Source organism: Microbispora sp. H10670 (genome assembly GCF_014161385.1).
Taxonomy (GTDB): Bacteria; Actinomycetota; Actinomycetes; order Streptosporangiales; family Streptosporangiaceae; genus Microbispora; species Microbispora triticiradicis.
This window is the reverse complement of sequence record NZ_JABBWW010000026.1, coordinates 109234-118581: the sequence shown is the minus strand read 5'-3', so window position 1 is coordinate 118581 and position 9348 is coordinate 109234. Positions and strand designations below refer to the sequence as shown.

Annotated in this window: 4 protein-coding genes; 2 read left to right on the top strand and 2 right to left on the bottom strand. The window is 73.4% G+C overall.

Annotated features, from left to right (window positions below; genetic code table 11):
• Both HHX33_RS28690 and HHX33_RS28685 read right to left on the bottom strand, forming a co-directional pair.
• The coding region (locus HHX33_RS28690; protein WP_182877324.1) for a non-ribosomal peptide synthetase at nucleotides 1–3311 on the bottom strand (3311 nt) is incomplete at its 3' end.
• The gene (locus HHX33_RS28685) at nucleotides 3308–5203 is read right to left on the bottom strand and encodes an AMP-binding protein (protein WP_182877323.1); all 1896 of its coding nucleotides are present in this window, start codon (nucleotides 5201–5203) and stop codon (nucleotides 3308–3310) included. The genes HHX33_RS28690 and HHX33_RS28685, both read right to left, overlap by 4 nt.
• 233 nt (nucleotides 5204–5436) lie before the next feature.
• Between HHX33_RS28685 and HHX33_RS28680 the strand changes: the two genes are divergently transcribed.
• Nucleotides 5437–6210 (top strand): thioesterase II family protein, encoded by a 774-nt coding sequence (locus tag HHX33_RS28680; protein WP_182877322.1) that lies wholly within the window; start codon nucleotides 5437–5439, stop codon nucleotides 6208–6210.
• A complete protein-coding gene (locus HHX33_RS28675; RefSeq protein ID WP_182877321.1) occupies nucleotides 6207–9341 on the top strand; it encodes a condensation domain-containing protein in 3135 nt (1044 codons plus the stop codon). The genes HHX33_RS28680 and HHX33_RS28675 overlap by 4 nt, the downstream gene beginning before the upstream one ends.
• Nucleotides 9342–9348 lie beyond the last annotated feature (7 nt).

Sequence of the window (9348 nt, the reverse complement as noted above, 5' to 3'; positions counted from 1 at the left end):
CGAAGCGGCACCACCACACCCAGCGCCTCCGACAACCGATGCACCAACCGCGTGGCCAGCAACGAATGCCCACCCAGACTGAAGAAATCGTCATGGATGTTCGTCACCGGGCGGCCCAGCAGGCCGGCGAACAACCCGGCCACCAGACGCTGCGCCTCAGTGCCGGGAGGCTCGGCCTCACCGGTGCCGGACACCGATGCCGGCTCGGGCAGCGCCTTGCGGTCGATCTTCCCGTTCGGCGTACGCGGCAGCGCCTCCATCACCACGATGCGGGCAGGCACCAGATGTTGCGGCAGACACCCCCGCAGATACCGCAGAAGAATCTGCTCGCAATCCGCATCGCACAGGGCAAGATCACCGTGATCCGCCGCAACGGCAGGACGACCGCCATGCATGTCATGCGTGCCGGCGTGGGCGCCCTGGCCGGTGCCGCCGTCGTGAACATGGCTGAGGGCTCTGGTGGCGATGTGGGCGATCAGGTGGTCGCCGTGGACGGTGACCACGGCCTCGGAAACGGCCGGGTGCTGGAGCAGGGCGTGTTCCACCTCGCCCGGCTCGATCCGGAACCCCCGCAGCTTCACCTGATGGTCCACCCGGCCGTGGTAGTCCAGGAAGAACTCCACCCCACCGTCCGCGCTGGTGCGCGGGCGCCAGCGGGCCAGATCCCCCGTCCGATACAACCGCCCACCCTCGCCATGGGCGTCGTCGGGAAGGGCGTGGGCATCGCCGTCGTCGTCCCCGTGGCTGCCGGGGAGGGGAAGGTAGCGTTCGGCCGTCAGGGCGGGCCGCTGGTGGTAGCCCCGCGTCACGCCCTGGCCCGACAGGTACACCTCGCCGATCGCACCCAGCGGCACCGGACGCAGCTCGCTGTCCAGCAGGTGCACGCGTGACCCGGGCAGCGCGCGGCCCAGCGGAGTGCGCTCAGCACCGGGATCGGTCACCGCGTGCGTGGAATATGTGGTGTCCTCGGTCGGGCCGTACAGGTTGTTGACCACCCCGACCGCCGGGTCCCGGTACAGTCCCCGCACCAGCTCCACCGGCAACGGCTCCCCGGCCAGGTTGATCGTCGCCGCCCGTGGCGGGATCGCGCCGGCCGCCAGCAACTCCGCCGCCGCCGACGGCACCGTGTTCACCAACGTCACATGCCCGAACCCCGCCCGATCCTCGATCAGATCCAGCGCGTTACCCTCCGCCAAGGTGACGGTGGCCCCCACCGACAACGGCGCGAAGATCTCAAACACCGACAGGTCGAAACACACACTCGTCGACGCCAGCGTCTCCGCCAGCACCCCCGGCCCGAACGCCTGCCCCGCCCAGGCGAGCATCGCCACCGTCTGCCGATGCTCGATCACCACACCCTTCGGCCGCCCCGTCGACCCCGACGTGTAAATCACATACGCCGCATCCGAAGGCTGCACTTCCACGCTCAACCGGCTATGGAACCCGTCCCCGGCCGTACCGAGCACGGCACCGACGTCGACCACCTGTACCCCGGCCGAGCCCGCGGAACCGGCCAGAGGGTTGTGGTCGGGTGTGGTCACCAGCACGGCCGCCTCGCTGTCGGCGAGAAGGTAGGCCACCCGCTCCGGCGGATACCCCGGATCGATCGGCACATAAGCCGCACCGGTCTTCAACACCGCCAGCAACGCCACGATCAGATCACTGGTACGCGGCAGGCACACCCCCACCAACACCCCAGCCCCCGCACCCAACCCCACCAGACGACGAGCCAACCACTCAGCCCGCTCATCCAACTCCCGATACCGCACCACCCCGTCAACCGCCCGCACCGCCACCGCGTCCGGACACCGATCCACCACCGCCTCGACCAACCCATGCACACACCCACCAGCACCGACGGATGCACCACCGTCACCCAACGCACCAAGGACCGACTTCTCGGCCTCGTCCAGCACGTCGAGTTCCGCGAGAGGCCCGTCCAGGCCTTCGGTGAGCACGCGCAGCGCCACGCCGAAGCGGCCGGCGAGCAGCCGGGCGGTTTCCTCGTCGAACAGATCGGCGTCGTAGCCGAGGAACCCGGTGACGCGGTCGCCCGTCAGCCACAGGTACACCTCGACGTCGTACTGGATCGCGGCGGGCGCCATCGTCAGCGGCCGTACGGGCCGTCCGTCCAGGTGGAACTCGGGCAGGCCGTCCTGGAGGACGCACATCACCCGGAACAGCCGGTCTCCGCCGGTCCCCGCCGCCGCGGCGACCGTCTCCAGGGGGACGTGCGCGTGCGCGTACGCGCCGAGGCAGGTGTCGCGTACCGCATTAAGGAGATCGCGGCCGGTCGCGGCGGCGGCGCTGTCGGTGCGCAGCGCGAGCATGTTGACCAGCGGGGCGATGGCTCCCGGTGCGCGGTGCCGCTCGACGGTCGCGATCGGCGCCCCGATCGTCACGTCGGGCTCCCCGGTCGTCCTCGCCAGCGTCAGGTGCAGGGCGGCGAGCAGCATCATGAACGGGGTGACCCGCTCGCGCTCGGCGACCTCCAGGGCGTGCCGTACGGCGGCCGCGTCCAGCGACACCGGGACCGCGGCCGAGCGGAAGCGCGGCCGGACGGGTCGCGGCAGGTCGGCCGGGAGGTCGAGCGGAGGCGCGTCGCACAGCCGCTCACGCCAGTAGGCGAGGTCGGCCTCGGTGACCGGCGTGCCCCCGGTGGGCGGGGAGGCCGCGCCGGGCAGGGCTCCACCGGAGTAGAGGGTCGTCAGTTCGGCGAGGAAGACGCCCAGCGACCAGCCGTCGCAGATGAGGTGATGGGCCACGACCTGCAGGAGCGTCTCGTCGGGACCGAGCGACCAGACGGCGACCCGCCACAGCGGGCCGGTGGCCGGGTCCATGGGCCGGGCGGCGAAGTCCTCGGCCCGGGCCAGCGCCGCCTCGCGCCGATCACCTTCCGGCAGGTGTGCGAGGTCGGCGAACTCGGGCTCCGGCACGGCGTACGGCCCGGTGACGGATTCGACGGCCGGATCGCCGGCAGGCCCGACGGCAGACCCGACGGACGGGTCGACGGGGTCGACGACGCACCTCGGCGGCTCCTCGCGCGGGAACCGGGTACGCAGCAGCGGGTGGCGCTCGGCCATCCGGGCGAGCGCCGACCGCAGGCGGCCGCGGTCCACCGGCCCGGCCACGGACGCCACGAACGACAGGATGTTCACCGCGGTGCCCGGGTGAAGCTGCTCGAAGAGCAGCAGCCCCGTCTGCGCGGGGCTGACGGCCGGTTCCCCGGCGTCGGCGGCAGCGGCGGACGGGGCCGCGGACGCCCGGTCCCGCCAGCGCCTGACCAGGTCCCGGCCTACGTGTTCGCTCACCGCGACTCACCGGCCTCGGCGGTCAGCGCCGCGATGCGGGCCGCGACCTGGGCGCCGGAGACGCCCCGCTCGCTCCAGTCGGCCATGAGCCGGGCCGTGACCTCGCGGGGCGACTGGGCCGCCAGCACGACCTCGATCGGCACGGGCAGCGCGAGCGCGTCCTCCAGGATCGCCGCGATCTCGGCGACGCGGACGGAGTCGCCGCCGATGCTGCTCAGGTTCTGCGTCGGCGCGCACTCGCCCACCTCGCACACCGCCGCAAAGACGCCGGCGAGGAACCGCTCCACGGGCACCGCGCGGTCGCCGATCACCTCTCCCCTGAGCTCACCGGCCGCGAAACGGGTGCGGGCCAGCGAGCGCTGGACCTTGCCGCTGGTCGTACGGGGGATGGCGCCGGGCGGGCAGACCACGACGATGTCCACCCGGGCGCCGGTGGCGGCCAGCACCCTGGTTTTGAGGTCAGCGGCGATCGCGGTCCGGTCGACGTCCGCGCCGGCCCTGGCGAGCTCGACGGCCAGCACGATCTCCTCGCCCCCGGCGCGCTCCACCATGAACGCCGCCGCCGTCGGCCGCAACGCGGGATGCCCGTCGACCGCGGCGGACTCCAGGTCGTGGGCGTGGAAGTTCACGCCGCTCTGGATGAGCACGTCCTTGGACCGGCCGGTGACGAACAGGTGCCCGTCGCGCAGGTAGCCCAGGTCGCCGGTGCGCAGGTAGCGCTCGCCGTCGAGTTCGCCGAACGAACGGTCGTCGGAGTCGTTCCAGTAGCCGCGGCAGACGCTCGGCCCTCGGACCCAGATCTCGCCGTTCTCCCCGTCCGCCACCGGGGTCCCGTCGTCCACGACCACCACGGAGTGCCCGTCGACGGCCGGGCCGCAGTCCACCCGTCCGTCCTCGGCGACGCCGTCCTCGGGCGAGAAGTGCCGCCCGGTGACGATCAGGGTGGCCTCCGCCAGGCCGTAGCAGGGCAGGAACGCCTCCGGCCGGAACCCGTTGCCGGCGAAGCGCTCGGCGAAGGCCCGGAGCGTGCCCGGGCGGATCGGCTCCGCGCCGTTGAACGCCAGCCGCCACTGGCTGAGGTCCAGCCCGGACAGGTCCGCGCCCCGGGCGCGGCGCACGCACAGGTCGTAGGCGAAATTCGGCCCGCCGGTGTGCGTGACACCCATTTCGGAGATCTGCCGCAACCAGTCGAGCGGTTGCCGGAGAAAATGCACGGGCGACATCAGCCGGACCGGAAATCCGCCGTACCCGGGCGTCAGAATGCACCCGATCAGACCCATGTCGTGGTACGGCGGAAGCCATGAGATAACCCGGATGTCCCGATCGACGCGAAATACGTCGCTGATCGCCCGGATATTCGCGACGAGATTGGAGTGGTCGAGGACGACGCCCTTCGGCTGCCCGGTGCTGCCGGAGGTGTACTGCACCAGCGCCACGTCGTGCGGCCGCGGCAGGACCTTCGGCTCCACCGGCTCGCCCGCCTCGGAGATCACCGGCGGCAGCGGCACGTCGCCCACGGGGATGAGCGCCAGGATCGCCGGGTCGGCCAGCAGCGACGTCGCGCCGGAGTCGGCGAGGATCCGGGCGAAGCGCTGCGCGATCCGGTCGGCGGCCCCCATCAGCGGCGGGTACGTCGGCACAGCGGGCACCCCGGCCAGGAAGCAGGCCCAGACGGCGGCCACGAGGTCCAGGCCGGGCGGGTACAGCAGCAGCGCCGGCCCCTCCTTGGGCAGCTGCCCGGCCAGGCCGCAGGCCCGCCGCCACAGCTCGCCGTAGGTGATCGAGTCGATGCGGCCGTCCTCGTGCAGGTACTCGTACGCCACCTGGCCGGGGCGTGCCGCGACGTGGTCGGCCAGGACGTGGGCGAGCGTGCGATCGGCCGGAGTTGGCATCGCTGGGGCTCCTTCGCGTGGTGACTACGGCGGGCGAAGCCCGGCGCGGCATTACCGACGAGGCGGCGATCAGAATGTAAGAAGGCCCGCTCTCGCCCGGTTCTCAGGCGTCTACCGGCGTTCTCTCAGTTTCCGAACGAATTCTTGACGGACCCCACGGCAAAGCTGTGCCATGAATTCGCGAATTACCCGCGGCGGGTTCCGATATTCCCACGGAGGTGTGCATGGCCCGCATGAGATCATGCTGGTTGGCCTCGTTCGCCGATGTGCCGGATCCGGCGTGCGAGCTCGTGTGCTTTCCGTACGCCGGCGGCAGCGGGTCGGTGTTCCGGGGGTGGCAGCGCCACACCCGGAGCCTGCGTGTCACCGCCGCGTGCCTGCCGGGCCGGGAGGTGCGCCTCAGCGAACCGGCGATCCCGGACATCGACCGGCTGACCGACGCCCTGCTCACCGCGGTCACCCCGCTGACCGATCGGCGCTACGCGTTCTTCGGCCACAGCATGGGCGCGCTGGTGGCCTTCGAGCTGACCCGGCGGATCCGCGACGCCGGCCTGCCGCTGCCCGCCGGGCTGTTCGTCGCGGGCCTGGAGGCGCCCCACCTGGTGCGGTTCGACCCCGCGCACGACCTGCCGCGCGACGAGCTCGTGGCGTGGCTCTACCAGGGCCAGGGCCTCGACGCCGAGGTGCTGGCCTATCCGGAGCTGATCGACCTGATGCTGCCGACGATCCGTGCCGACCTGGCGGTGGTCGAGAACTACCGCTTCCAGCCGCTCGCGCCGCTTCCGGTGCCGGTCCACGTCCTGCACGGCCGGGACGACGAAGTGGACATCGCCGCGAGCGGCGCGTGGGCGGAGCTGACATCCGAGGAGTGCCGCGTGACGACGTTCGACGGCGGCCACTTCTTCGTCCGGGAGCACGAGGGCCGGATCGTCCGCCTCATCGAGGCGGCCCTGACCACGACGACGCCTGCCAGGGAAACCGGTGACATCGGGGGAATCGAACGATGACCAGCTCGTCCTACGTCGGCGCGGTCGGCAGCGGCCCCGAACGCGACTACGGCAACATGATCATCCTGCCCGCCGCGCCGTCCCAGCGGCAGCTGTGGTTCCTGTGCCAGTGGGACCCCGCCGCCAACGCCGCGTACAACGTCACCAGCGCGGTGCGGCTCACCGGGCGGCTCGACCCGGTGCTGCTCCAGCGCGCGCTGAACCAGGTGGTCGCCCGGCACGAGAGCCTCCGCGCCGGGGTCGGGGTGGTCGACGGCGACCCCCGTCAGGTCGTCGCGGTCGAGACGCTGGTGGCGCTGCCCACGGTCGACTGCTCGCACCTGTCTCCCGAGGCCGCCGAGGAGTACGTGCAGCGCGCGGCCGAGGAGCAGGCGAGCCTGCCGTTCGTCCTGGACGAGCCGCCGCTGCTGCGGGTGCTCCTGGTGCGGGAGGCCGCCGACCGGCACACCCTGATCGTGGTCATCCACCACATCTGCTGCGACGGCTGGTCGATCGAGGTCTTCTACCGCGACCTGGCCGAGAGCTACCGCCGCCTGCTCGACGGCGAGGGCCCGGCTCCCGAGCTGCCCATCCAGTACGCCGACTACGTCGCCTGGCGGGAGGAGTCCCTCGCCGGCGAGCCGCTGCGCGACCTGGTTGCGCACTGGTGCGGAACGCTGTCGGGCGTCCAGCCGCTTCCCCTGCCCGTCGACCACTCCCGCCAGGCGCAGCGGCGCATGGCCGCGGGCCGGCTGGAGGAGACGCTGCCCGCCGACGAGGCGGCGGCGCTCGACGCCCTCGGCAGAGGCTGGGAGGCGACCCCGTTCATGCTCCTGCTCGCCGCGTTCAAGGTGACCCTCGCCCGCGTCACCGGGCAGCCGGACGTCGCGGTCGGCACCCCGGTGGCCGGGCGGCACCACCCCGACGCCGAGGACGTCATCGGGTTCTTCGCCAACCCGCTCGTGCTGCGCACCCGCCTGCCGGAGGGCGCCGGGTTCGCCGACGCCGTGCGCGCCGTACGGAACACCTGCCTGGAGGCCTTCTCCCACCAGGAGATGCCGTTCGACCGGCTGGTGGAGGAGCTGCGCCTGCCGCGGGTGGTGGACCGCAACCCGCTGTTCGACGTGATGTTCTCCATGCAGAACACGCCCGGCGTCCTCGCGCGGCTGCCCGAGCTGACCATGGTCCCGGTCGACCTCGCCGTGACGTCGGCCAAGTTCGACCTGTGGCTGACGGTCCTGCCGGACGGCGACGGCCTGCGGCTGCGGCTCGACTACGACCGCGACCTGTACGACCCGGGCACGGCGCGGCTGCTGCTGGACGTCTACCGCGCGGTGCTGGCCGAGATCCGCCGCGACCCCGCCGTGCGCTGGGGCGCGCTGCCGCGCGCGGACGCCGGGGAGCGCGCGCTCGCCGACCGCCGGTCGCGCGAGGAGGCCCCCGCGCCGCCTGACGGCACCATCCTCGACGTGCTCGCCGGCCGGTCCTCCAGCCAGAGTCATGCGGTCCGCGCCGCCGACGCCGAGATGAGCCACGCCGACCTGCGTACGGCCGCCGCCGGACTGGCGGCACGGCTCCGGGCCGAGGGCGTCGGGCCGGGCGTCGTCGTCGCGACGCCGCCACTGCCGTCGGCGGCGCTCCTCGTCGCGGCGCTGGCCGTCTTCGAGACGGGCGCGGTCCTCACGTACGGCTCGCGCCACCCGCGCGCCGGGGCGTTCGTCACGTTCACGGCGGACGACTGGCTGGTGACCACCGGCCCCCGCTTCGACCCGGTGCCCTCCGGCTCGGCACGGGCCGGATCACCCGCCTGGCAGGTGGACGACGGCGATCGCGACGGCCACACGGTCGTGTTCTCCCACCGCGCGCTGGCCGCCGCGGCGACGGCTGTGGCCGCGAGGCTGGGGCTCGGCGCGGACGACGAGGTCGTCCTCGTGCACGACGGAGGGCCGGTGGACCTGGCCGCCCTGCTCGCACCGCTGAGCGCCGGCGCCCGCCTGGTCCTCACGGACACACCCACCGGCGGGACCGTGGTGGTCGCCGCGCCGCAGGTCTGGCGCCGGCTGCTGACCGAGGGGTACGCGCCGCCGCCGGAGGCCCGGCTGGTCTGCGTGGGCCCGTTCGTCGCCGACGACCTGGCCGAGGCGCTCGGACGCACCGGGAACACCGTCTTCCTGGGCAGGCGGACGCCGCTGTCGGCGGCCCCGGTGAGCCTGTCCCGCCTGGGAGAGGGATCCGGCCCGCCGCTCGCCGGGACCATCCGGCGGCTGCTCGACGAGACGGGCGAGCCGGTGCCCCCGGGCGTCGTCGGCGAGCTGTGGCTGTCGGGTCCCGCCGTCGTGGGTTCGGACACTGCGGGTTCGGGCGCGGCGGGTTCGGGCGCGGTGGCGACCGGCGAGCGCTACCGGTGCACCCCCTCCGGTGAGCTGCGCTTCGCGGGCTACGCCGACGGCCGCCTGACCCTGGGCGACCACGTCGTGCGGCCGGACCGGATCGAACGGCGGCTGACCGAGGTCGAGGGGGTGCGCGAGGCCGCCGTCGTGCCCGGGGAGACCGGAGCCGGGCCGCGGCTCGTCGGCTGGCTGGTGCCCGCCGACCCGCAGGCGGCCGCCTCGCCCCGGTCGCGCGAGGCCCTGGTGGCCACGGTGCGGGAGGCCCTGGCGAACGCGCGCGACCGGGTCCGTACGGGATCGGAGGAGCCCGGGACGCCCGCCGCGTTCGGCGTGCTGCGCGAGCTGCCCCGGCTGCCGGACGGCGGGATCGACCGGGCGGCGCTCACCGCGATGTGCGGGGAGGCGCTGCGGGAGGGCATCGACGAGACCCCGCCGCGCAACCGCCTGGAGCGCGCGATCATCTCCATCTTCCGGGACGTGCTGCCGGTGCCGGAGTTCGGCGTCCACGCCGACTTCTTCGCCCTGGGCGGGCACTCCGTGCTCGCCGCCAAGGTCATCGGCCGCGTACGGGACCAGCTCGGCGTGCTCGTCCCGGTGCGCGACTTCTTCCGCAGGGCGACCGTGGCCGGTCTCGCGGAGGCCGTCGCCGCGGTGGAGGAGGAGCGTGCCCGCGCGGCCGCCGACGCCTCGTCCGCCGCGTACGGCGGGCTCGCCGAACTGTCCGACGCCGAGATCGACCAGTTGCTCCGCCGGCTCGGATGACCCGGGC